The 23,852-nt window shown below is 58.7% G+C and carries 21 protein-coding genes; 13 read left to right on the forward strand and 8 right to left on the reverse strand.

What is annotated here, in order from left to right:
• The first annotated feature begins 72 nt into the window (after nucleotides 1–72).
• Together glmM and kdsA are read left to right on the forward strand one after the other, a co-directional pair.
• Nucleotides 73–1,461 carry a phosphoglucosamine mutase gene (gene glmM, locus NMA52_RS15175; protein WP_254828547.1) on the forward strand — a complete coding sequence of 463 codons (1,389 nt, stop codon included), beginning with the start codon at nucleotides 73–75 and terminating at the stop codon, nucleotides 1,459–1,461.
• 12 nt (nucleotides 1,462–1,473) lie between these two features.
• Nucleotides 1,474–2,268, forward strand: a complete 795-nt coding sequence (gene kdsA, locus NMA52_RS15180) for a 3-deoxy-8-phosphooctulonate synthase (protein ID WP_254828548.1) — start codon at nucleotides 1,474–1,476, stop codon at nucleotides 2,266–2,268.
• A gap of 33 nt (nucleotides 2,269–2,301) precedes the next feature.
• Here kdsA and xylA read toward each other — a convergent pair whose 3' ends face one another.
• Together xylA and NMA52_RS15190 are read right to left on the reverse strand one after the other, a co-directional pair.
• A complete protein-coding gene (gene xylA / locus NMA52_RS15185) occupies nucleotides 2,302–3,615 on the reverse strand; it encodes a xylose isomerase (RefSeq protein WP_254828549.1) in 1,314 nt (437 codons plus the stop codon).
• 81 nt (nucleotides 3,616–3,696) lie between these two features.
• The gene (locus NMA52_RS15190; RefSeq protein ID WP_254828550.1) at nucleotides 3,697–4,062 is read right to left on the reverse strand and encodes a gliding motility protein GldC; all 366 of its coding nucleotides are present in this window, start codon (nucleotides 4,060–4,062) and stop codon (nucleotides 3,697–3,699) included.
• A gap of 127 nt (nucleotides 4,063–4,189) precedes the next feature.
• Here NMA52_RS15190 and rfaD point away from each other — a divergent pair, with 127 nt between their 5' ends.
• The 4 genes from rfaD to NMA52_RS15210 all read left to right on the forward strand — a co-directional run bounded on the left by rfaD (nucleotide 4,190) and on the right by NMA52_RS15210 (nucleotide 7,592).
• A complete protein-coding gene (gene rfaD / locus NMA52_RS15195) occupies nucleotides 4,190–5,158 on the forward strand; it encodes an ADP-glyceromanno-heptose 6-epimerase (RefSeq protein ID WP_254828551.1) in 969 nt (322 codons plus the stop codon).
• Between the two features lie 54 nt (nucleotides 5,159–5,212).
• Entirely contained in the window at nucleotides 5,213–6,211 is a 999-nt protein-coding gene (gene fbp / locus NMA52_RS15200) for a class 1 fructose-bisphosphatase (protein ID WP_254828552.1), read from the forward strand.
• A complete protein-coding gene (locus tag NMA52_RS15205) occupies nucleotides 6,208–7,335 on the forward strand; it encodes a heparan-alpha-glucosaminide N-acetyltransferase domain-containing protein (protein ID WP_254828553.1) in 1,128 nt (375 codons plus the stop codon). The genes fbp and NMA52_RS15205 overlap by 4 nt, the downstream gene beginning before the upstream one ends.
• A 68-nt stretch (nucleotides 7,336–7,403) precedes the next feature.
• The gene (locus NMA52_RS15210) at nucleotides 7,404–7,592 is read left to right on the forward strand and encodes a hypothetical protein (RefSeq protein WP_254828554.1); all 189 of its coding nucleotides are present in this window, start codon (nucleotides 7,404–7,406) and stop codon (nucleotides 7,590–7,592) included.
• A 69-nt stretch (nucleotides 7,593–7,661) separates the two neighbouring features.
• Here the strand turns inward: NMA52_RS15210 and NMA52_RS19220 are convergent, their stop codons facing one another.
• The 3 genes from NMA52_RS19220 to NMA52_RS15225 form a co-directional block, all read right to left on the reverse strand.
• Nucleotides 7,662–9,284: a VWA domain-containing protein gene (locus NMA52_RS19220; protein WP_254828555.1), complete on the reverse strand. Its 1,623-nt coding sequence runs from the start codon at nucleotides 9,282–9,284 to the stop codon at nucleotides 7,662–7,664.
• A 103-nt stretch (nucleotides 9,285–9,387) separates the two neighbouring features.
• On the reverse strand, nucleotides 9,388–10,140 hold the full coding sequence (locus tag NMA52_RS15220) for a glucosaminidase domain-containing protein (RefSeq protein WP_254828556.1): 753 nt from the start codon (nucleotides 10,138–10,140) through the stop codon (nucleotides 9,388–9,390).
• 104 nt (nucleotides 10,141–10,244) lie between these two features.
• Nucleotides 10,245–10,907 (reverse strand): cyclase family protein, encoded by a 663-nt coding sequence (locus tag NMA52_RS15225; RefSeq protein WP_254828557.1) that lies wholly within the window; start codon nucleotides 10,905–10,907, stop codon nucleotides 10,245–10,247.
• 300 nt (nucleotides 10,908–11,207) lie between these two features.
• Here NMA52_RS15225 and NMA52_RS15230 point away from each other — a divergent pair, with 300 nt between their 5' ends.
• Together NMA52_RS15230 and NMA52_RS15235 are read left to right on the forward strand one after the other, a co-directional pair.
• Nucleotides 11,208–11,465 (forward strand): DUF4212 domain-containing protein, encoded by a 258-nt coding sequence (locus NMA52_RS15230; protein ID WP_254828558.1) that lies wholly within the window; start codon nucleotides 11,208–11,210, stop codon nucleotides 11,463–11,465.
• Complete coding sequence (locus NMA52_RS15235) at nucleotides 11,465–13,261, forward strand: sodium:solute symporter family protein (RefSeq protein WP_254828559.1); 1,797 nt, start codon at nucleotides 11,465–11,467, stop codon at nucleotides 13,259–13,261. The genes NMA52_RS15230 and NMA52_RS15235 overlap by 1 nt, the downstream gene beginning before the upstream one ends.
• A gap of 15 nt (nucleotides 13,262–13,276) precedes the next feature.
• Here NMA52_RS15235 and NMA52_RS15240 read toward each other — a convergent pair whose 3' ends face one another.
• Complete coding sequence (locus NMA52_RS15240) at nucleotides 13,277–15,157, reverse strand: T9SS type A sorting domain-containing protein (protein WP_254828560.1); 1,881 nt, start codon at nucleotides 15,155–15,157, stop codon at nucleotides 13,277–13,279.
• 485 nt (nucleotides 15,158–15,642) lie between these two features.
• Between NMA52_RS15240 and NMA52_RS15245 the strand changes: the two genes are divergently transcribed.
• Nucleotides 15,643–16,731, forward strand: a complete 1,089-nt coding sequence (locus NMA52_RS15245; RefSeq protein WP_254828561.1) for an AAA family ATPase — start codon at nucleotides 15,643–15,645, stop codon at nucleotides 16,729–16,731.
• Nucleotides 16,732–16,736: 5 nt separating this feature from the next.
• Here NMA52_RS15245 and NMA52_RS15250 read toward each other — a convergent pair whose 3' ends face one another.
• Nucleotides 16,737–18,032: a peptidoglycan DD-metalloendopeptidase family protein gene (locus NMA52_RS15250; RefSeq protein WP_254828562.1), complete on the reverse strand. Its 1,296-nt coding sequence runs from the start codon at nucleotides 18,030–18,032 to the stop codon at nucleotides 16,737–16,739.
• Between the two features lie 68 nt (nucleotides 18,033–18,100).
• Entirely contained in the window at nucleotides 18,101–19,570 is a 1,470-nt protein-coding gene (locus tag NMA52_RS15255; RefSeq protein WP_254828563.1) for a lipopolysaccharide assembly protein LapB, read from the reverse strand.
• A gap of 279 nt (nucleotides 19,571–19,849) precedes the next feature.
• Here NMA52_RS15255 and serC point away from each other — a divergent pair, with 279 nt between their 5' ends.
• From serC to NMA52_RS15275, 4 genes are all read left to right on the forward strand, one after another.
• Entirely contained in the window at nucleotides 19,850–20,911 is a 1,062-nt protein-coding gene (gene serC, locus NMA52_RS15260; RefSeq protein WP_254828564.1) for a 3-phosphoserine/phosphohydroxythreonine transaminase, read from the forward strand.
• A 109-nt stretch (nucleotides 20,912–21,020) separates the two neighbouring features.
• Entirely contained in the window at nucleotides 21,021–21,230 is a 210-nt protein-coding gene (locus tag NMA52_RS15265; protein WP_254828565.1) for a hypothetical protein, read from the forward strand.
• A 123-nt stretch (nucleotides 21,231–21,353) separates the two neighbouring features.
• Nucleotides 21,354–22,025 (forward strand): HAD family phosphatase, encoded by a 672-nt coding sequence (locus NMA52_RS15270; protein WP_254828566.1) that lies wholly within the window; start codon nucleotides 21,354–21,356, stop codon nucleotides 22,023–22,025.
• 111 nt (nucleotides 22,026–22,136) lie between these two features.
• Nucleotides 22,137–23,849 (forward strand): T9SS type A sorting domain-containing protein, encoded by a 1,713-nt coding sequence (locus NMA52_RS15275; RefSeq protein WP_254828567.1) that lies wholly within the window; start codon nucleotides 22,137–22,139, stop codon nucleotides 23,847–23,849.
• Nucleotides 23,850–23,852: the final 3 nt, after the last annotated feature.

The raw sequence follows: 23,852 nt of genomic DNA on the forward strand, positions 1-23,852 counted from the left end.
TCCAAAGGTAGCCGGTTAACGGCCTATGTAGTTACTTTGCGCGCCCCCCCTAACGGCAGTAACCCCAGATCCATGCCCCTCATAAAATCCATCTCCGGCTTCCGCGGCACCATCGGCGGCAGAGCCGGAGAGAATCTGACCCCGGAAGATATTGTAAGTAGCGTAGCCGGTTACGGCGATTGGCTGATCCGCAGCGGTGCCCGCCGTCTGGTGGTGATCGGCCGGGACGGACGGCCCTCCGGTCCCGTCGTATCCGCCCTGACCGCCGCCACCCTGCAGAGCATGGGCATCGACGTGATCGACTGCGGCTTCGCCACCACGCCTACCGTGGAAATGGCCGTCGTGTCCCGGAAAGCGGGGGGCGGCATCATTCTTTCGGCCAGCCACAACCCGAAGGAGTACAATGCCCTGAAGCTGCTCAACGATCGTGGAGAATTCATCAGTCACGATGCCGGCCAGGACCTCATCGCTACCGTTCGTTCCGGAAACATCACGTATGCGGGGGTGGACGACCTGGGCACGCTCACCCAGGATGACCGCGCACTGCAGGACCACATCGACGCCGTGCTGGCTCACCCCCTGGTCAGGGTCGAAGCGATCCGCGCGGCAAAATTTTCCGTCGTACTGGATGCGGTGAATAGTGTAGGGGCCATTTCCATCCCGCCCCTGTGCGAACAACTCGGCGTGGCCTGTCAGGTCATGAATGCTACCCTCGACGGAGAGTTCGCCCACAATCCGGAACCCCTGCCGGCCAATCTGACGGGGCTCATCGAGCGGATGAAAACCTCGGGGGCCGATCTGGGCGTCGCCGTCGACCCGGACGTTGACCGGCTCGCGCTGGTCGGACCCGGTGGCCGCTGGATCGGGGAGGAATATACCCTCGTCACGGTGGCCGACTACGTGCTGCAACACGACCCCGGTCCGGTCGTGAGCAACCTCAGCAGCAGCCGGGCCCTGGCCGACGTAGCCCGCAAGTACGGGCAGGAGTACCACGCCTCGAAGGTCGGCGAGGTCAACGTAGTGGAAAAGATGAAGGAGGTGGGCGCCACCATCGGCGGCGAGGGCAACGGCGGTATCATCGATCCGCGCCTGCACTATGGCCGTGACAGTCTGGTCGGACTCGCGCTCGTGCTGAGCCACCTGGCTACCGGAGGCGCAACTATCAACGACCTCCGCGACACGTATACCCACTACGAGATGGTGAAAGACAAGATCGAAATGGACCCGACACTCGACCTGGCGGATGCCCTGTCCGTTATGGAAGGACTATTCCCCGATACGCCGAAAACCAACATTGACGGACTTAAGCTCGACTTTCCCGACGGCTGGGTACACCTACGCGGCTCCAATACCGAACCGATCGTGCGGGTATACGCCGAGGCCGATACGCGGGAACGGGCGGCGGAGTTGGCCGGGGAAGTAAAGGGTAAATTTATCGAACTCACCCGCGCGCAGGGCTAAATCACTTCCTCCATGCAAGGTATTACCGATCACGATAACTTTTTTCTGATTGCCGGGCCCTGTGCCATCGAAGGGGAGGATATGGCGCTGCGGATCGCCGAGCGCATCGTCTCCATCACGGACAAACTGGATATTCCTTTCGTCTTCAAGGGAAGCTACCGCAAGGCGAATCGCAGTCGCATCGACAGCTTCGCGGGCATCGGTGACGAAAAAGCCCTTAAAATTCTGCGCGGTATTGGGGAACGCTTCAGCGTGCCCACCACCACCGACATTCACGCGGACGAGGAAGCAGCCATGGCCGCTGAATACGTGGACATCCTCCAGATCCCCGCCTTTTTGTGCCGCCAGACCTCCCTGCTGGTGGCGGCCGCCGAAACGGGTAAGGTCGTGAACATCAAAAAGGGGCAATTTCTCAGTCCGTCGGCCATGCAACACGCCCAGCAGAAGGTCATCGACAGCGGCAACGACCGGGTATGGATGACGGAGCGTGGGGTCACTTTCGGCTATACCGACCTGGTCGTTGACTTCCGGGGAATCCCGACGATGCGCTCCTTCGGGGCACCGGTCGTTCTGGACTGCACCCACAGCCTACAGCAACCCAATCAGAGCAGCGGGGTGACGGGTGGCCGCCCGGCCATGATCGAAACCATTGCCCGGGCCGGGGTGGCCGTGGGGGTCGACGGGCTCTTTCTGGAAACCCACTTCAATCCCTCCGAAGCGAAGAGCGATGCGGCGAACATGCTGCCGCTCGACCAACTGGAAGACCTGCTGACGAAGCTGGTGCGCATCCGGCGGGCGCTCCCGTAACTAACGGCTCGCTCCGCCGGATGCACGCCGGCGCTACATGTGTTGAGCGATGATGTTCTCGTAGCGTTCCTGACGGCCGCTGGTTTGCGCGGGCTCACCCCCCGCCAGCCCGATGCGGGCCAAATCCTCCAGGGACAGCTTACCGTCTTCGTACTTCTTGCCGTCGCCACTATCGAAGGAGGCATAGCGCTCGCGTCGCATATCGCTGAACTTCGACTTGGTCAGCACACGGTCCGCTGCCAGGAGCGCCCGGGCGAAAACGTCCATTCCCCCGATGTGGGCGTGGAAGATGTCTTCCAGGTCGGTCGAGTTGCGCCGCGTTTTGGCGTCGAAGTTGACGCCGCCGCCCTGCAGACCACCGGCTTCCAGGATGATGATCATCGCCTCGGTGAGTTCCTGCACGCTATTGGGGAATTGATCGGTGTCCCAGCCGTTCTGGTAGTCCCCGCGGTTAGCGTCGATACTGCCGAGGAGATTCTGGCTGGCGGCCACCGCGAGTTCGTGCTCGAAGGTGTGTTGGGCCAGCGTGGCGTGGTTCACCTCGATGTTGAGTTTGAAGTCGTCCAGCAGGTCGTACTGCCGCAGGAAGCCGGCTACCGTCGCGCTGTCAAAGTCGTACTGGTGCTTGCTGGGTTCGAAGGGTTTGGGCTCGATGAAAAAGTAGCCCTTGAAGCCCTGGGCGCGGGCGTAGTCGCGGGCCATGGTGAGGAAGCGAGCCAGGTGGTCGACTTCCCGCTTCAGATCGGTATTCAGCAGGCTCATGTAGCCTTCGCGTCCCCCCCAGAAGACGTAGTTCTCTCCGTTCAGCTTGATGGTGGTGTCGATGGCTCCCTTGAGTTGGGCTCCGGCGTAGGCCACGACCTTGAAATCAGGGTTCGTGCTGGCCCCGTTCATGTACCGTGGGTGGCTGAAGAGGTTAGCGGTACCCCACAGGACCTTCTTGCCGGTGGCGTCCATCTTTTCGGCGATGTAGTCCGAAACCTGGTCGAGACGTTTGCGATAGGTGGTCAGATCTGCGCCGGCTTCCTCCAGCAGGTCGATGTCGTGGAAGCAGAAGTAGTCCAGGCCCAATTTGTCGAGGATCTCGAAACCGGCGTCGGCGGCATATTTGGCCTCTTGTACCGGATCGCTATCCCCGAGCCAGGGGTAGTTGGCCGTGCCGGGGCCGAAGGGATCGCCGCCGGTATTGCGCAGGGTATGCCACCAGGCCATGGCGAATTTGAAGTGCTCGGCCATGCTCTTGCCGGCGACCACCTTATCTTTCTGGTAGTACTTGAAGGCAAGCGGATTATCGCTCTCGGGACCTTCGTACTGGATAGTGGGAATATTGTCAAAGTAGGTGGCCATGATCTTGTAAGGGTGTTTTCTTAGCCGCCAAGGTAACACACGCCCCCCTAATCACTATCCTGCCTAATCCGGTACCGAAATTTAAACTTCGTCCTCCTTCGGAATGGCTCCCGTTGCCTGCCCGAAGTAGAAGGTGAACTGCTGCATCTGATTGGCAAGCTCCTTGTTCTGGGTGGCGCGGAAGTAGGTATCGGCTAGTCCGCGCAACGTTTGGTAAAACATTCGGTCCATCTCGATCACCTGCATCTCCTTCGTCCAGAGATCTATCTTGAGCGTCTCCTTCGTTTTTTCGTCGAAGAGCGACAGCAGCATGGCCTTACATTCCTGGGGCGCGCTACCGTTAGGATTATCGCTGGCTACCCACTTCATTTCCACGGGCATATTCTGACCGTCCAGGCCTACGTCAACCGTAATGCGGCTCTTTCTTACTACTGCGCTCTTCGCCATCGTTCGGATTTTGGCACAAGGTAAGGCAAGGGCGGGGACGCGGGAGCCGGCGGTTCCCGGGAAGAAGCGGACACGTTGGGGAGTACACCCGGGGAAATGCCTTACATTACCCACACAATTCACCCTTATGTTCTTAGTAACCGGTGCCAATGGGTTCATTGGCAGCGCTTTAGTCAGTTATCTCAATGCCCGGGGAATTACCGACCTCATTCTGGTCGACGATTTTGTGCACTATCCCGACAAGACCCCTAACCTGGAAGAGAAGGACTTCCTGGTCCGCGTCGAGCGCGACACCCTCTTTCCCATCTGGGACCAGGAGCAGTGGCCCCTCCGGGGGGTGTACCACCTGGGTGCCCGGACCGACACTACCGAGGCGGATTCGGCTATCTTCGATAAGCTGAACCTGGAATATTCCCAAGAAATCTGGAAGCGGTGCATCCGCCAGCAAATTCCCCTCGTTTACGCCAGCAGCGCGGCCACTTACGGAAACGGCGAGCAGGGTTTTTCCGACACCCTTTCCCCGGCTGAGCTGACTCCCCTCAATGCCTACGGCCGCAGCAAGAACGACTTCGACGCCTGGGCACTGGCCGAACGTACCACGCCCCCCCACTGGTACGGCCTGAAGTTCTTTAATGTCTACGGACCCAATGAGTACCACAAGGGCCGTATGGCCAGCGTAGTGTGGCATACCTACCGCCAGGTGCGGGCCACCGGGGGAATGAAACTCTTCCGGAGTCACCGCGCGGGGGTTGCCGATGGGGAGCAGAGCCGTGATTTCATATACGTCCTGGACGTATGCCGGGTCTGTCACTGGCTTATGAATACCCTGCCCGCGGAAAGCGGACTCTTTAACCTGGGCACCGGCACCGCCCGTTCCTTCCGCGATCTGGCCACGGCAACCTTCCGGGCCATGGACCTTTCGCCCACGATCGAGTACATCGATACGCCGGCCGATCTGCGGGAAAATTACCAGTACTTTACCCAGGCCGATATGGACAAACTCCGCGAGGTCGGCTACCGGGAACCATTTTACTCCCTGGAGGAGGGCATTACCGACTACGTTCGTAATTTCCTGGCTCCGGGAAGCTACTATTAGGTATCCATCCGTCCCGATAATCACTAACCCTTCCATTTACCTATTTACTTCCCCATGACCCAACATCCGCAGACCCTCGGCGAATTCATCATCAGCAACCAAAAGGACTTCGAGTACAGTTCGGGCGAGCTAAGTCGCCTGCTCAACTGTATGCGCCTGGCCGCCAAGGTGGTCAACCACGAAATCCGGCAGGCGGGACTGGTGGACATTACCGGTACCGTAGGCAACGTGAACGTTCAGGGGGAAGAACAGAAAAAACTCGACGTATTCGCCAATAACGTGTTCATCAACGCCCTCACCAACCGAAACATCGTGTGCGGGATCGTGTCCGAGGAGAACGAGGAATTCATCACCATCAGCGGTGCCAACAATGCCAACCGCAATAAGTACGTCGTAGTGATGGACCCCCTCGACGGGAGCTCTAACATCGATGCGGGCGTCTCGGTCGGTACCGTCTTCGGCATTTTCCGCCGGATCTCCCCCGAAGGAACCCCCGTGACCATGGAGGACTTCCTCCAACCCGGCAACATGCAGGTGGCCGCCGGCTACATTATATACGGTACCTCCACGATGCTGGTCTATACCACGGGCAACGGAGTAAACGGATTCACGCTCAACCCGGCGATCGGCACGTACTATCTGTCGCACCCCAACATTCGGATGCCGGAACAGGGCAGGGTATATTCCATCAACGAAGGGTACTATACCCACTTCCCCCAGGGAGTGAAGGACTACATCAAGTATTGCCAGCGGGAAGAGGAGGACCGGCCCTACACGAGCCGCTACATCGGCAGTATGGTCAGCGATATTCATCGCAACCTGATCCAGGGGGGCATCTACATTTATCCGAAGAGCTCGGAACGGGAAGCCGGCAAATTGCGGCTGGTGTACGAAGCCAATCCCATCGCCTTCATCGTCGAACAGGCCGGTGGTAAAGCGACCGACGGATACCGCCGGATCATGGACATCAAGCCCCAGCACATCCACGAACGCGTACCCCTCTTCGCCGGCAGCCGCAACATGGTCGAGAAGGCGGAATCCTTTCTGCAGTGAGCAAGGTGCACCCCGCCGACCCACCCCTGGCTCGCATCTCCAACCGCATACAATCGGTTGATCTGCTGCGCGGCCTGACCATTGCCGCGATGATCATGGTGAACAATCCGGGCACCTGGTCTGACGTATACGCTCCGCTCCGGCACGCCGAGTGGCACGGATATACCCCCACCGACCTGATTTTCCCCTTCTTCCTGTTCATCGTAGGCTGTTCGATCGCCTTTGCCTACCGGGGCAAGCAACCGGAGTGGCCGACCTACCGAAAAATCATCGTCCGGAGCATCAAGCTGATCGCTCTGGGTATATTTCTCGGCGCCTTCCTGATCTACCCGCCCTTCGTCAAGGCCTGGCCGGAGATCCGACTACCCGGAGTCCTGCAACGCATCGGACTGGTTTTCTTGCTGGCCGCCCCACTAGCCTTGCACCTGCGTTCCCGCCCCCTGGCCGTCGTGACGGTCGCGCTGCTCGTGGGATACTGGCTCATCATGGGCTTCGTACCCCTTCCGGATGGCAGTCTGCCCACCTACGAACGGGCACCCAATAACTGGGCGATGTACCTCGACAAACTGCTGCTCGGCACCCATACCTGGCAGGAAGATTACGACCCTGAAGGACTGTTGAGCACACTGCCCGCGGTGGCCACCGCGCTGATCGGCGTACTCACCGGCCGCTACCTGATCGGTGGCACCGACAACAAGACCCGCACACTTATCCTCGCGGGAGCGGCACTACTGATCACCGGAGAAGTATGGAGTTTCGTCTTTCCCATCAACAAGGCGCTATGGACCAGCAGCTTTGTACTGGTAACTAGTGGCTGGGCACTCCTAATTCTCGGACTGATCTACTATTTCACCGACGTCAGAGGGATAGAATGGGGACGGGTATTCCGGTACGCGGGCGCCAATGCGCTGATTCTGTACTTCCTTTCGAGTTTCTTTGCCAAGATATTCGGTAGCATTCCCGTGGGGGATACTTCCCTGCACGGCTACCTGTACGAAACGATTTTCGTGCACGACTTCCTCCCCGGTGAACTCTCGAGTCTCCTGTACGCGCTCGTGCTCGTAGCCTTTTACCTGCTCCTGGGAACGTGGTTATACCGTCGGGGCATCTTCGTTAAAGTGTAAGGAGGAGAGCCTCCCCCGTGAACATCCTGTTATTACGGATGCTTTTACACGAAACTCACTCATACATCATGCGAGCATTCACCCTTACGGCCATAATAGCCACCCTCCTGTCCACAGTCGCCCAGGCCCAGGACGACGCCCTCATCGACATCGACATCGACAAGACGGAATGGTACGAAAATCCCATTCTCTGGATCGCCGTCGCGGGCTTTTTCATCATCCTGATCGTCGTGACCCGGAACCGTAAAACGACCTAGGCCGTAAGCGACGTAGGTAAAACTTATCACTGCCCCGGCACACTGCCGGGGCAGTGGCGTTTAGGGTAGCTAGCGGGTGGAAATGGTAGCCAGGCCCCGCGTCAGTTCTCGAATAATCCCCCGGGTAGCGGGATCGTAAATCCAGTTGGTGTCGAAGCGGCCGAGCAACTCGGCGTTGGCTTCCCGGGCCAGCGCGAGGCTGTGAAATTCCGTTTGCTTGTTGTGCTGATAGTAGGCTACTTCGTTGAGGATGTCCTGGTCGATCCGGTACATCACGAAATCGGAGATCATGAGCACGTCGGCGTCCTGGTAGTCGTTGGTTTTGAGCTGCCGTAGCGCTTCGTAGAGGGCCAGCGTGGCGTCGGTTCCCCCGTAGAACGACATGGTGAGGAAAGCCGCCAGCTCATCGATGGAGTTGGCAATGTCGTGCAGATCGATGGTCTTGATACCCGTACTGAAACTGATGAGGTACGCCCGCCGGTTGCTGTGGATGGCCATTTTCAGTACGCCCAGCGTGAGCACCTTAGCAATTTCCTCCGGTCGGCCCATCATGGACTGGCTCGTGTCGACACACACGATGAAAGGACCCTTCTCCCGTTGCTTCACCCGCTGGTGAACTTCCATCACTTGATCTTCACTACGCACCAATCGACGGTCTTCGTAGCGTAGGGTAAGCAAACTATTGTCCGCGTACTTTTTGAGAAAAGCGGTCTCGGTGTCGGTACTGCTCAACAGGCCGGCCTCCGAACTGAGCAGATGATTCAGGTCGTTGCTTTCGTGAACGCCCACGATCTCGGAGCGTAGCAGCGGATCGGCCCTCCACTCCTGGCGGACGATCGTCTTCTCAAACGACTCCTCCTCCATCTCGATCTCCGCTTCCCGCAGTTTGCCGAGCATTTCGGCCAGTTGCCGTACGCTGTCTTCGCTGGCCAGCAACTCATCGTACCGCTGGAGGGCGTCGAAACTGGTCGTCTGCCACAGATCGCGACTCATATCCCAACCGAGGTAATCCGTAAAGGGGTTCAGGATCGACTTCAACCGACGAAACTCCTCCACCTTTTGTCCGAGCAGATCAACGAAGTGATCCTTAGCCTCCCCGAACTTCTGCAGTTGGTAGGCGAGTATCCGCGCCTGCAACAGCGCGTCCCACTGGCTCAGGAGGTCGGTAAAGATGCGCTCGAACTGGCGGTGGTCGGCTTCCCCCCAGTCCTCTACCGGAGTAGCGAAGTAGCGCTGTAACCGATCCTGATAGAATGAGGTATCCAGTTCTTCCCGTTGATAGGTCGATGACAGATGTTGCAGCAGTGTGGGATAGCGGGCGCGAAAAGCCCTGGCCGGAGTGACGGACCAGCCACTCAAAAGATCGAGTTCCTTGCCGTATGGATGCTTCGCTTCCACCCGGGCGAAGGTCTTCTTGATCCAGTAAAGGGTATCTAGCACGATCTGTCGGGTGATGCTGGCATTATTCTCGCAGACGAACAGTAGGTGATCGACGGCGAAGATGTCGTCCAGCGCTTCCCGGAAGTAAATGGCGTAACGGTCGTTAAGCTCCGGGGTGGATAGATCTTCCTTACCGCCGATCCGTGACCGCAGGTAATCGACGAGGTACCGCCGGGTACGCACGTCGAGTAAGGGGCCGAATTCGATGAAGCGGCGGTATTCCTGTTCGAGAAGGTCGTCGGTAGGGGTCACCCAGACCCAACGGGTGGAGGCTTCCGGTGGTTGTAAAAAAAAGGACCGCCTTCCGGGGGGAGGGCGGCCGAGAAAACCACTTAGAGAAAAAAAGATCTTCGGCTTAGAGAGCCCCCAGGTCGAAGCGCTCGATGATGCGCAGCAACTTCTGCCCGTACCGGGCATCGCGGCTATACCCGCTGCGATCGAGGGCGGCGATCCACTGTTGGTAATTCACGGATTCGTGGGCCAGTTCCGGATACCGACGATTCAGCGATTCACTGTGCGCCCGCCAGCTGCTCCAGGCATTGTCGTAGTACTTGGCCGTATTGGCCAGGGGGAAGTGATTATTGTCCTTGACGGCGGCGTGGTGGCCACCGGCCTCGCTTTCCAGAATGGCCATCGCCATCTTGGCGGGGGCGGGGATATTATACTTTTCTTCTTCCGTGCGGGCCACCCGGTCGAATCGGTTGATGTAGGCGCGGACCGTTGCCGCATCGAAGCTATTCACATCCCATGCGGGCGCCGCCGCGGTCGACGATCCGGGCAGCATGCTCAGGGTACTCGTACGCGTTACCGGCGCACGGTCCGCATCGGCAGCGACGCCTAGCCCCTCGGCGCCGACGCTCAGCGTGAAGTCGATCTGCTTTTGGGTGAATACGAAAGCGGCGAGGGCGATCAGGCCGATGCGAAACCAGGTCAGGCGGAGACGGGTCACCCAGGTGGGCGGGATGTACTCCGTGTTGGCCGCGCGGTGACGGGCGGAGGTAAGCAACAAACCACCCCGCGAACGTAATCTGCGCCAGAGCAAGCGCCAGTTGATGGTAAGTACCTTTTGGGAGCCGGCGGCGTGAGCCGGAGTAGTGGATCGTGACATAACCGTTTGTTTTTGCAACCACGTCAGCTGCTGCGACGCATAGCAAAGTTACAACGGTTTGTTGTTTGAAGCAAATTATATAAAACAAATAATTGTTTTCCTGTCTAAGCTCGCTTGAGTAGAATGCGGATGGGGGAGCCGTCCGATCCCGCCAGCTTCAGAGGGAGGCAGATCATCTCATAATCGCCCTCTTCGATGCGGCGCAGATCGATTCCTTCGATGATCCATACTCCGGCTCCCATCAGGGTGCGGTGGGTCTGGGGGTTACCCTTGTAGAACGGTCCCACCGATAGGTAATCCACCCCGATCAACTGCAGTTTACGCTCCGCGATGTAGGCGGCCGCCGCCGGTCCGATAGCGTGGTAGTCCCGGTCGAATTCCTGTTGAAGCCACAGACCGCGATCGCTGTTTGGCGTACGCAGGATGAGTCGCTCCCCGGCCTCCAGCGGGCGGGTACGGGATTCGTAAGCCCGCAGGTCGTCCGGCGTTACCTCGGCGGTGCAGTCCAGGGCGGCGATGCGCACCGGACCCAGCCCAACGGAGATCGGAGCCTGGGAGATGTCTACCCCCTCGGCCAGAAAGTGGCTTGGTGCGTCCATATGGGTACCGGTATGGGCCGTCAGATGAATCATGGTCACCCGCGCCTGGTCTCCGCAGTGCATGCAGCTAAGCGTATCGTAGGAGGTCGGCGGCTGACCGGGCCATCCGGTCATTCCTTCAAAAATAGGGTAGGTGGCGTCGATCCATCCTTCGTTCCAGTCGGTCATGGGGTCCTCTTGAGTGTACGCTCAGGGAATGGAATACGGGCCCGTATTGTTGCGAGCACCACTTCAGGCCGGACTGTGTAAGCCCCCTCCACACATAGTTTATGGTCAGATAGAATGTAGTACGGACTCCACCTCGGGTCGGGAAGCGCGACCGGTCCGTATTCTCCCCATTTTAATTTGGAGAACTATGGTCGGACACATATCTTGGGGGCCGTTACGGATTCCATCCGTCCAAGAGCCTTGTCGATCGTGCACATTTTTATTCGTCGGGCCACACATACACCCACCAACTCTGTTTAGATGGCCCCTTCCGGAGAACACCGCCGCTACTGGCGGACTAATCTGCGGTACTTAGCAATTCTACTTACGATATGGTTTGCCGTCAGCTTCGGCTGCGGCATCCTTTTCGTAGACCAGCTCAATCAGTACCGGGTCGGGGGAGCTAAACTCGGCTTCTGGTTCGCTCAGCAGGGAAGTATCTACGTCTTCGTCGTGCTCATCTTCGTGTACGTCTACCTGATGAACCGTCTAGATGCCCGCTTCGGGGTGGGGGAGTAATGGACGTAAAAACCTGGACCTACCTCATCGTCGGCGCTACCTTCCTGCTGTACATCGCGATCGCGGTATGGGCCCGCGCCGGTTCCACTAAGGAATTCTACGTAGCCGGGGGCGGCGTACACCCCATTGCCAACGGAATGGCCACGGCCGCCGACTGGATGAGCGCGGCCAGTTTCATTTCCATGGCGGGCATCATCAGTTTCGCCGGCTACGACGGTGCCGTGTATCTGATGGGCTGGACGGGCGGGTACGTACTCCTGGCGCTGCTGCTGGCTCCCTATTTGCGCAAGTTTGGCAAATTCACCGTCCCGGATTTTATTGGTGATCGCTACTATTCCAATGTCGCCCGCACGGTGGCCGTCATTTGTGCTATTGTGGTGAGCTTCACCTACGTGGCCGGACAGATGCGGGGAGTCGGACTGGTGTTCAGCCGCTTCCTCGAAGTGGAGATCAACACCGGGGTCTACATCGGCACGGTCGTCGTCTTCTTCTACGCCATCATGGGCGGCATGAAGGGCATCACCTACACCCAGGTGGCCCAGTACTGCGTCCTTATTTTCGCTTATATGGTGCCGGCCATCTTCATCAGCCTGCAGATGACCGACCACCTCATCCCCCAACTCGGCTTCATCGCCGAAGTGAACGACGGTTCGGGCATGGCCCTCCTGGATAAGTTGGATATGCTGCACCGGGAACTGGGCTTCGCGGAGTATACCGACGGTAGCAAGTCTACCATCGACGTCTTCGCCATCACGATGGCCCTGATGGCGGGCACCGCGGGGCTGCCCCACGTAATCGTACGTTTCTTCACGGTTCCCCGGGTGAAGGACGCGCGGGTGAGTGCCGGTTGGGCCCTACTGTTCATCGCTATCCTCTACACCACGGCACCGGCCATCGCGGCCTTTGCCCGCACCAACCTGATCACGACGATCTCCGAGCAACCCTACGCCGAACTGCCGCCCTGGTTCGCCAAGTGGGAGGAGACGGCCCTGGTCGCCTGGATCGACAAGAACGAGGACGGCAAGCTGCAGTACGCTCCCGGTCCCCCCTTCCTGGGAGCGGTGGAACAGCAACGGACGGGCGGCGGCGCGCCGGAGCGGGGTAGTTCGGGAGAAGCCATCCTCCTGAACCCGCCTACCGACAACCAAAACGAAGTCTACATCGACCGCGACATCATGGTGCTCGCCAATCCGGAGATCGCGGGCCTGCCGGCCTGGATCATCGCGCTCGTGGCCGCCGGTGGGCTCGCCGCGGCGCTCTCCACCGCCGCCGGCCTGCTGCTGGTCATCAGTACCGCGGTAAGCCGTGACCTGATGCGCAAGCAGATCAAGCCCGACATGAGCGAACGGGAAGAACTCTGGTGGGCCCGTGGAGGAGCGGCCGCGGCCGTACTCGTGGCCGCCTACTTCGGGGTGAATCCGCCGGGCTTCGTAGCCGCTACGGTGGCGCTGGCCTTCGGACTGGCCGCCGCGAGCTTCTTTCCCGCCATCGTGCTCGGCATCTTCGATAAGCGCATGAACCGCGAGGGCGCCGTGGCCGGAATGGTCGTCGGCATCGTCCTGATGTTCGGGTACATGGCCGTTTACCGGTTGGGCTGGTTCGTCGACGCCGTACCGCCGGAATCGGAGTGGTGGCTGGGCGTGAGCCCGGAAGGCTTCGGCAGCATTGCCATGGTGGTCAACCTCGTCGTTGCCCTCGTCGTAAGCCGCATGACCGCCACGCCCCCCGGTGAAGTGCAGGAAATGGTCGAACGGATCCGCATTCCCGGGGGCGCGGGCAGGGCCAGTGACCACTAGAGTGACGACCTCCTCCTAGCGGCCCGAAACGATGAACCGCCGGCTCACTACTCCGCCCTGGCTCATCAGTCGTACGATATAGGGTCCGTTGGGCAAGGAAGCCACATCGAAAGTGAGACGATGTTGCCCTCCAGCGAGCACACCCGAATAGACCGTGCGGACCAACCGACCGGTTAGATCGTGCACCGTCACGTCGGCATCAATACGCTCGCGGAGCGTCAAGTGGACGGCGGACCTACCGAAAGCAGGATTGGGAACAATACCGCTTAAGGAAACGCCAAAATCACGTTGTAGGTCTACCGTAGGAGTGGTGACGCTCCGACCCAGCAACCAGACTTTACCCGTTCCAGCTTGAAATACGTTAATTCCCGGTTCCGCCACGCCCAAATCCACAATGGCCAACTGCTCACCAATAAATACCGTTGACAGTGGCTTATTGAGTTTTTCCGGTACGAAGAGCGCATCTGCATCATCACCCTGATTGACTACGAAGTCAAATGTTTCTCCGGTCCGGCTATCCACCCGCGTAACTTTGTAGCCGGTGAAGGAAAACGCTCCCGTCTGGGGACCGAAAGATCCCGACTCCGTCACGAATAGGTCTCCGTCGTACCCAAAGGTGTCCGTTTTCGCGGCCGTGAAACCAGTTACCGATACGTACTGCCCGATGCTAGCAAATGCATTTTCAACGGTCAGACTATTTCTGAACGATTCGGTAAAAATGTATCCGGGGCAATCCTCCTCACTTAACGCGGGGGAGTTGCAGAACATCATGTCGGCCGCACCGCGCGGCTCATTCGTTTCGGGATCGTGAAAAAACTCCGGCCAGCCAAAGAATTCAACTTCTCCGCCCGTACGCAGTTCGAACATCTCGTCAGCATCCTGAGCAATGGGACGGTTACCAACAATTACAAAGGTGGAGGGATCGAACGGATCCGCAGGATCGCCGGCCCTTCCGCGAATGTCCGAGCCGTTGTTGGAAATAAACAAACGTGTGGAGTCGGTTGCGTCAAAGGCAAGTCCAAAGGGATTTCGAAGCCCCCATGCCTCAAGCCTGAGTGTTGCGGCACTATCTTCCGCATCCGGATCGAAAGAATATACGGTTCCAGAACCTGCAATTATACCGTTTACCGGATTTTCAGGCGTGGCGGCCGGAACGACAAACCCGCTTTCCACATCTCCGGAGTCGAATGGTTGGTAGGGGGCCGTAACTGCGTTGCTGTCGGGATCAACCGGGCTGGGTGCCCGTGCGGTGAAGCTTGTACCATTTAGCGTAACATCGACTGCCGGTATTTCGCTGAACATTGGCGCGTCCGCGACCCAGTCCGCGTTATCCGCCCCTACTACGGATGAATTTGTAGCGCTACCCTGACTGAAATACGCTCTTCCATCGGGACTGAAGACGATGGTATTATTTGAGTGGTCGCCTACGGAAGGTAGATTTGTGATTATGGTTTCGAAAGTGTTTACGGGGTCATCCGGACTGAATCGAGAGTATGCTCCTACTAGCCAGTCGTTAACACCTTTCTGACGATGCGCGAGGTATAGCATTCCCTTATGATATTCAACATCCGTGAAGGGGGGGGCAAGCGTTCCCATCGGAAGCATGTCCGGGCTTAATATCGCGGTGGCAACTCCGGTGTCGCCAACCGATAAAGTTATTTCCATGACCGTCGGAGGAAGCTGGGGGTCGAAGCCCGATTCGGTGATCCAGTAACGGCCTTCGCCCACGGTGATGCTGCTTGGGTAGTTCAATCCGGTTATGGCAAGCTGAAGATCGTAGCCTTCCGGAACGAGCACACCAGGTACGTTGTCATCCTCCACCAAGGTCTGAGCCTGCGTGTAGGACGATGTTGCAAGCGTACCTGCGATTAAAAATATGAAGGAAAGATATCTCATGTTGTATAGTGTTTCAAAGCGTGTTCATAGTCAAGCATGTAATATAACATAATGGGAATTGTATGCTCAGTTGCGACGACTATTTGCCGCAATGCGACACTTGATTCACTAAACAGGCAATCTTGAGTAAATTAAATGAATAAATAATTTGCGGTAGCATTTGTAATGCTTGGACAAGAATGGACCACGAGCTAGATTAAAAACTCAACTTGCCCATTGAAGCCATTAGGGCAACAGTTAGCTGTGCTCTTTCGACCATCATTGCTGCCTTTAAGGCAAACGTTGCCATTGGAGCCATGAAAGGTCGGGCGCGTCAAACCTGCCGGGCACTGCCGCCACAACGCCTAACTTTTAAGTTAACCTGGCTGCGTAATCCAAAGACCGGAGGTATCGTGAAATGCCGGACTTTCCTCACTCCAATTACCGCAACACCTATTTGATAGGCCGCAGACTGTATCCATCGGTAATAATTGTACTTTGCCTGCATGCTCGACCGACTCTACATCGCCGCTACCTCCCAGCACGTAGGGAAAACGACCTGCACCCTCGGCCTGATGGCGGCTATCCGTGCCCGCAATCACCGGGTGAGTTACTGCAAACCGGTTGGGCAGGAGTGGGTGGAACTCGGCGATCTGCAGGTGGACAAGGACGCTCTGTTGTTCGCGCGGGGAATGGACTTCGAGCTGAAGGCCGAGCTGCACAGCCCCGTGATCATCGGTAGTGGGGTGACGGCACGCTACCTGGACGACCCTACCCAGTACGAATTTAATCGGGCGATCACCAAGGCCAGCCGCAAACTGCAGGCAAAGAATGACTTCGTGATCTACGAAGGCACGGGGCATCCGGGGGTAGGAAGCGTCTGTGACGTGAGCAATGCCCAGGTGGCCCAGTTGCTCGGAGCGCCCGTAGTGATGATCGTCGAGGGGGGGATCGGAAGCACCATCGACCGCCTGAACATGAATCTAGCCATGTTCCGCGAACGGCGGGTGCAGGTGAGGGGGGTGATCGTGAATAAAACGCGACCGGCAAAACTGGAGAAAGTGCGGCACTACGTCGGCAAGTACCTCGAGAAGACCGGTATTCCGTTGCTGGGGGTCCTTCCCTTCGAGAAGATACTTTCCAACCCAATCATGGCTTCGGTACGCCATTCCCTGAAGGGCCGTACGCTGCTGAACCGGGAGGGCCTCGACAATCAGGTAGAGAACATCGCCAGCGGCAGCCTGCTCGCCCAGGAAGAGGTGGAGAACCTGAAGAATTTGCTGGTCATCGTCAGTCACCGCCGGCTGTACGAAGCTCTCGCCGCCCTGCAGGGTATTCTGGAGGAGCGTAATCTGCCCGGCACAACGATCTCCGGCGTGGTCGTGACCGGCCTGATGGACGAATCGCCCCGACTGCCCCACCTGAAATTCCTGGAAGCCAACAACATTCCGGTCGTGGCCAGTTCCCTGGACACCTACGGCGCGGCGGTACGCATCAGCCAGATGGAGGTCAAGATCAACCTGAAGACCCCGTGGAAGATCCGTCGGGCGGTCGAACTGATCGAGGAGAACATCAATATGGACCTGATCCTCTAGCCCGGCTACTTCGCGGCGCCCTCAACGGGACTGCCGACGCTGTTGAGCTTGGCCAGGTAGGCATCACGCACCGTAAAGAACTCGGGGAGATAGTTCTCGGGCATCGGCTCGTTGTCCTGGAAGTCCATTTTCGTGTGGTCGACCTGCTTGCCGTTGTCCCAGAAACGGAAGCAGACGTGGGGGCCGGTGGCGAGGCCCGTGGAGCCTACGTAGCCGATAACCTCGCCCTGCTGCACCCGTTTTCCGACGACGATCCCCGGTGCCCGCCGCTGCATGTGCAGGTACTGGGTGTCGAAACGCTTGTCGTGGTGGAGTTTAACGAAGATGCCGTTACCACCCGTACGTCCCGCCCGGCTCACCGTACCGTCGGCTACCGCTACGATGGGAGTGCCGTAGGGGGCGGCGTAATCGGTGCCGAGGTGAGGTTTAACGCGTCGCTGCACGGGGTGAAAGCGTCGCAGATTGTAGCTGCTGCTGATGCGGCTATAGCGTACGGGCGCCTTGAGGAAGGTCGACTTCATGGGTTGCCCGTCGAGACCGTAGTAACCCGACTGTTCCCCGTCTTCGCTTTCGAAATAGAAGGCGTAGATGTCTTTGCCGCCGGTACTGTAGCGGGCGGCCCGCACCTTGCCGAAGCCGGCGGCTTCGTCGTGTACGTACTCCTGCTCGTACACGAGCTGGAAGGCATCGCCCGGCTGGACGTGGTAAAAATCGACGGACCACTGCAGGGCGTCTTCCATCTTATCGGTGAGCGCGTAGCTGTGGCCGGCGCCGACCATGGCGTTCCAGAGGGAGCTCTCGATCACGCCGGCGGCCAGCCGCTCCGAGATGGTGACGGGGCGCTCGACGTATTCATCGCGGCCGGTATTCTGCAGGTCGAGCCGCAGGTAGCGGTATACGGTAGGGGCGTATACGAGGAAGTCCGGTCCGGGGGTATCGGCGTCGTCGAGCAGCTCGTAGGTACGTCCCGCACGCAGGTTGCGTACGTCCAACATTTCGTTGAAGTTGCCGGCCACCTCGTAGGCGCGCTGGGCTTCGAGCCCCATACCGAGGAGGATGTCGGAAAGCGTCTGACCGTAACGGATCGTGTCGGTACGTACGGCGAAGGTATCCAGGGCCACCCCGTAGCGAACGGTCGGTTCGACGATGGGGAAGGCCGTCGGTGAAAGCAGGGGAGCGCCCGGGGCTTTGGAAACGGCTACGAAACCGCCAAGAATACCGCCGGCTACGCAAGCACAAACGTCGAAAGCGTAGACTGCTCGCAGCAGTCTACGCTTCCGGATATTAGAGGATGAATTCACGAAATAGTTGGTTTCGGTATACTGCAAAGGGGCCGGCACGGCCCGTTTGCAAATATAGGAAATCCCAACTAGGGTGTACGTACCCGCGTGGTTTCCTGAATCCAGCAGCCGACGGTGAAGCTCGATCCTTCGGAAATACCCCGCTGGAAGATGTCGGATTTCGACGGCATGTACTGGGTGTAGCGTCCGATCAACTGGTTAGCTTTAGCGGATACGGAGGGGTCGACGGACTTTGCCTTTTGCCACTGATCGATGGCGGGCCACACGACCACCTGGCTATCGAAGCCGGTACCCGGGCCGCACAGGGGACCGCTGCTGGCGTAGAGCGTGCCGATGAGCATATAGGGTTCACCGTCGGAGGGGTTCGCGCTGGAGGCACGCCGGGCGTAGGCGCGGGCCTGGCTGAAGTTGCGCAGATCGCGGTAGTAGATCTTCGCGGCCGTAAGGAGGTAGCGCGACTTGCGGTCGTTATCATCCGTTTCCTGGGCGGCCTGTTCGAAAAGGCGTACGGCTTCGGTGGATCGTCCGTTCTTGAGGGCGTCGTAGGCCTGGCGCAGCGTACTGCCCGCCCCGTTGGAGGTAGAGCCGACCACTTCACAGTTGGCGTCGTAGGCGGCCTTCACCTTCTGAAACTCCGGTGTTGATTCGGCGCAATCGGCCCACTTCAGGCGGCTGTAAGCCGTGGTGATGGCATCGCAGTCGGTCGGGTTGGCCTCAAAATCCGGGAAGTACTGGTCGATGTAGTACTGGCATCCGTAAAAGCCTTTGACGGTTTCAAAGTACTGCAGGCTACTGGGGGCGTAGCTTTCGATCGTATTCCAGGCTTCGCAGGCTTGCCCTTTGCACTCCCGGAGTCCTTTCTCCAGACGGGTGTTCAGGGCCGTCACGATTTCGCGGGCCTCCGCATCGTCGATCTTTTTGGCTTCGTGCTGATCAACGACGAGCCGCGACATCGGATTGATGATGAAGTACTGCAGGTCTTCGGGACCGTCGAGTTCGATGCTTTCCTTGAAGAGCTGATAGATTTCATCGTTCGATGCCGAACCGGGGTAGGTATAATAGCTGTCGAAGGCCTGAATGCCGGCCATATATCCGTCGCCCGGGTAGCATTCCCGTGCTTGTTCGTACAGCATGATGATCGTATCGCCGTAGGCCTGCTTTTTGTCCGGATTTTCCAGGATCAGGTTGTTGTAGAAGGCGACGCCGTCGGTGTACACGGTAGGCCGGCGGCCGTCAGCGGCGGGGCTTTCGGCGTACACCTTTCTCCACGTGGACATTGCCCGGTCCATCTCCTTGGCCTTGAGTGCGGCGCGGTAGATGACGTAATTGGTTTCGGCATCCTCGGGGCTGCGGGCGTCCGAAAACTTCGGGCAGGGACTGAGGGTTTCCCCGGGCTTGGCCGGTTTCGAGGCGGTACTGGTGGTGCGGGGGGCGGGTCCATCGGTGTTGTCGGACGGTCCGGCGGCTTTCGGCGTACAGCCCGCCGTCAGCGTCAGCCATAGCGCTCCGGCCAGAAAGAGAGTGAAAAGACGAGTCATATGCCAGTTTCGGTTTGTAAAATGGGGGTATAAGGTAAGGTAGCACGCTACGGCCTGGGTTCATCCCCGCAAAGGTGCCGCTACTATAAGGATGTTCTCCCCGTGTATGTTGACGGACGGGGCGGGGCAGAGTGAAAATCCGTGTACGGGTGGTTACCGCACGTTTTATCCGATCCCTACCTACGCATCCGGGCAAAAATAAGTCCACCAGATTGGTCCGTAGTCCTTACCCGTGAACCTGGTGAACGTGCTACCTTCGCATCCTCAAAGCATCGCCAAATGAAAAAGATTAACTTCAGTGCCGGTCCGGCTATCCTCCCCGCAAGCGTCATCGACCAAGCCGCCGCCGCGGTACGGGATCTGGACGGCAGCGGACTTAGTATTCTGGAGATCAGCCACCGCTCCAAGGCCTTCGATGCCGTGCTGGTGGAGGCCGAAGAACTCGTTCGGGAGATTCTGGGCGTGGGGGAAGAGTACGGCGTCCTCTTCCTGTCCGGCGGTGCCAGCACTCAATTTTTCTATACGGCCATGAATTTGCTGAACCCCGACGAGACGGCCGGCTACCTGGATACCGGATCGTGGTCCGCCAAAGCCATCAAGGAGGCTAAACTGTTCGGTAAGGTGGATGTCGTAGCCAGCAGCAAACCCAGCAACTACGACCACATACCCACCGGCTATACCGTTCCCGAGGGGCTGAAGTATCTGCACCTGACCAGCAACAATACCATTTTCGGTACCCAGTTTGCCACCTTCCCCGAAACCACGGCTCCACTGGTGGCCGATATGTCGTCCGATATCTTCAGCCGCCGCCTTCCCCTCGAACGCTTCGGCATCATCTACGCGGGCGCGCAGAAGAACCTCGGTCCGGCGGGTGCCACCCTGGTCATCGTGCGCAAGGACCTCCTGGGTACGGTGGAACGGCAGCTCCCCAGCATGCTTGACTACCGGGTCCACATTAAGGGCGGCAGCACCTTCAACACGCCGCCCGTATTCCCGATCTACGTCATGATGCTGACCCTGCGCTGGATCAAGGAACAGGGTGGATTAGAGGCCATGGAACGCCACAACGAACGCAAGGCACGGCTGCTGTACGAAGAAATCGATCGCAATCCGAAGTTCCGGGGCACGGTGGCCAATAAGGAGAGCCGCAGCCTCATGAACGTCACCTTCGTGTGTACGGACGAAGCCGATACCGGCCGCTTCCTGGCCGCCGCCGAAGCGGCGGGCTGCGACGGAATCAAGGGACACCGGAGTGTCGGCGGGTTCCGGGCCAGCATTTACAACAGTATGCCCTACGAAGGGGTCGAAACCCTCGTGAAGGTGATGCAGGACTTTTCCTGATCCGGAAAAAGTGCAAGCCTCCCGGGGGTTAAACTTCGCCGGGATGGTGGAATTACGTGTTGCAGGTCGTATATTCGTTTCCAGACTCCTACGAAACCTCACCGCCGGTATGGCTAATGCTAAGATCAAATTTTTCTCCCTGCTGATTTGTTTGCTTATCGCGAGCGCCACCTGCTCCGGCTTTTTGGTCGGCCGTACGGTACGTATGCAGCAGGAGGGGAAGTTCGATCAGTTGCATCAGGTAAGCGAGCGAATGGCCAGTAATGCTACGTTGATTCACCGGGGTCTAGAGGTCATCAAACGCGTGATGCTGCGGTAGGACTTTCTCCTGAACCCGCAACTACGGCTACCGCACGGAGCTTAAGCTCGGGGGCGCTACAACCTTTTACGGTCCCAACGTTTATTCCGGCTAACGTCTTCATCCGGATTACTCTACTCCTGTATGCATAATTATACCCTACGGGGCCTGCTGTGCGACCTCGACGGTACCCTGGCCGACTCCGAACCCCTACACTGCACGGCCTGGCTGACGACCCTGGCGGAAGATTACGGCATTACGTACGATGAACAGTGGTTCGAGCAGTGGATAGGTACCAGCGACCGTGTCCTGGCCCGCTACGTCGTGGAAAAAGACGAGCTGTCTGTTAGCGAGGAAGATCTCATCGCCCGGAAGCAGAATCGTTACCACGAGGCTGTTGCCCGGGAGGGGAAAACCTTTGCCGGGGTCGATGAGGCACTGAGCAGAATCGTAGACCAGGGCTTTCCCGTAGCCATTGCTACGAATAGCGGGCGGAAAGATGCCGACGTCATGATCGGTGCCGCGCAACTGGACCGGTTCACCCCGGTGAGCGTCACCGCCTCCGACGTACGGGAAATGAAACCGGCGCCGGACATCTACCTGCTCGCGGCCAGGAAATTGGGTCTGGATGCTCGGGAGTGCATCGCCATTGAAGATAGTGGACCCGGAGGTGTCGCGGCCCGGGCGGCGGGGTGCTACCTCATTGCGCTCACGGATAAGGTAACCGAAGCCGACGAGCGCCTGCCCGACAGTGCATCGGCCATCCGCCGGGCCCTCGAACTACTCCGGCAGGGTGGTGGCGTACACCAGAGTTAACAGCTTAGTGTATATGTAATGATAAGTTAACACAACTGTCATTTGGAGTTCATGTCCCCGGCGGACTTTTGCGGTGAATTAAAGATCCAGCAACCAACTCCAACTGACCGTATGAAACTAAGATTTACCACTATTCTGGCTGCTCTGTTCGCTTCCGCAGCCATCTCCGCTCAGGAGACGGTGATCGTTACCGACGCCGACCTGCAGGGAGGAACTACAAACAACTGGACCGCCGATAAGGAATACCTGCTCGACGGATTAGTGTACCTGGAAGAGGGCGGTCGTCTGAACATCGCGGCCGGTACCGTGATCCGGGGCCGGAGTCAGGGGAACATCTCCAACGGAGACAACACGGCCGCGCTGATCATTGCGCGGGGAGCATCCATTTACGCCGAGGGGACGGCCACCGCTCCCATCATCTTTACGGCGGAAGACGACGACCTCAGCGATCTGCTGGACTTCGATAACCGGGATCGCGGAGAGTGGGGTGGACTGATCATCCTCGGTAAGGCCACCATCGCCCGCCCCGGCGGCGAGGACGGTATCGAAGGCATCGATTCCGGTGAGGAACGGGCCCGCTTCGGGGGTTCCGAAGACGACGATAACAGCGGAATTCTCAAGTACGTATCCATCCGTCACGGCGGTGCTCAGTTGTCGACCGACAATGAAATTAACGGTCTTACCCTCGGTGGGGTCGGTTCGGGGACGACGGTGGATTACATCGAGGTGTTTGCGAATGAAGACGACGGCATCGAATGGTTCGGCGGTACGGTAAAGGTGACCCACGCCTCCGTAGCCTTCTGCGGCGATGACGGTTTTGACTACGATTACGGCTGGCGCGGCGGCGGCCAGTTCTGGTTCGCGCTGCAGGGCCCCAGCGACGCCACCGGCCGTTCCGGGGAACACGACGGTGCCAGCCCCGACGAGCAGACCCCCTTCAGCCGGCCTACCATCTATAATGCTACCTACATCGGCATCGGCAGCAACGCCCAGGCCCCCGGGGGAGATGCCAACCGTGCTCTGCCGCTGAGCGTCCTGTTCCGCGACAATGCGGGCGGATACTACCGCAACTCCATTTTCACGGACTTCAACGGTGCCGCCATTGCTATCGAAGACCGCACCGACACCGAAGTAGACTCCTACGGTCGGTTTCAGGCCGGTGACCTCGGTTTCTTCAATAATTACTTCTTCGCCTTCGGTCGGGGCACCGAAGCCACCGATCTCTTCCTGGCCGTCGACCAGAACGAAGCCGTAGTGGAGGCCAGTACCGCCGCCGTCGCCGCGAATTTCTTACAGAACGGCAACGTAATTGCCGACCCCGAACTGAACGGTATCGGAGACCGTGACGCGGACGGGGCCAACGTGGACGCGCGCGTGTACGCTTACGGAGCCGCCGCTACCGGCGCCCCGGCCGCGGAAGCAGGCTTCGAGACGGTTGCTTACTACGGCGCCTTCGCTCCCGGTTTCGACCTCACTTCCCCCAGCTGGATCAACGGCTGGACCGCCCTGTCGCAGTACATGCTGACCAATGACATAATCAATGGCGTAGGCCAGGTGGAAGCCAACGGTTTTATGCTCGACGCCCCGGTCCCTAACCCCGCTTCCCTGCAGGCCCGCATCAATTTTGAGTTGCCCAGGGCGGCCAACGTGAGCCTTACCCTTATCGACCTGACGGGCCGTCCGCTATACCGTACCACGCGTCGCTACGACGCCGGCGTACAGTCCGAGTACATCGACGCTACGGGGCTGCCCAACGGGAGCTACCTCCTCATTCTGGATGCCGACGGGCACCGTCTGCTCCAAAAAATGGTGGTCGCCCACTAGGGC

This window comes from Lewinella sp. JB7 (assembly GCF_024297185.1).
Taxonomy (GTDB): Bacteria; Bacteroidota; Bacteroidia; order Chitinophagales; family Saprospiraceae; genus Neolewinella.